This window comes from Terrabacter carboxydivorans, assembly GCF_039532035.1.
Taxonomy (GTDB): domain Bacteria; phylum Actinomycetota; class Actinomycetes; order Actinomycetales; family Dermatophilaceae; genus Terrabacter; species Terrabacter carboxydivorans.
The window spans coordinates 1-527 of record NZ_BAAARE010000081.1 but is presented as its reverse complement, the minus strand read 5'-3'; the positions used below and the strand labels follow the sequence as shown (position 1 = coordinate 527).

The window sequence follows — 527 nt, the reverse complement described above, 5'->3', positions numbered from 1 at the left end:
CTGTCGTTAAAAATATAATAGAAACCCATAACCGTGCCGTTGATGATATCATTGCAAACCACGCCTTCTTAACGTCTTTAAATGCAAACGACTATATAAACGACTCTTTTGGTTTATTGACCATTAAAGACATTGTAAAAGAACTTGAAAAGCCTGGCCGAGATCCTCGACCTGTATTTAAGACGGCAACCTTTAAGGAAGGCGTTGAGAAAGTTAGTGACTTACAGCCTAGTATGATTTTAGAAGGTGTGATCACTAACGTTACTAATTTTGGAGCCTTTGTAGATATAGGTGTTCACCAAGATGGTCTTGTGCATATTTCATCACTTACAGATAAGTTTGTTGCTGATCCGTCAGAAGTTGTAAAAGCAGGCGATATTGTAAAAGTAAAAGTGTTGGAAGTTGACGTCAACAGAAAGCGAATTAGCTTAACGATGCGTTTAGAGGAACAACCTAAACCAGCAAACGCCAATAAAAAAGCGCCAACTGAAAATAGAGCTCAACAGAAAAAAGCACCGGCGCAAAAG

General features: G+C 38.7%; 1 protein-coding gene. It reads left to right on the top strand.

The features are described 5' to 3' along the window. Window positions 1–527, top strand: a 527-nt coding sequence (locus ABD297_RS23655; RefSeq protein ID WP_344257635.1) for a S1 RNA-binding domain-containing protein, incomplete at both ends; no start/stop codon positions are given.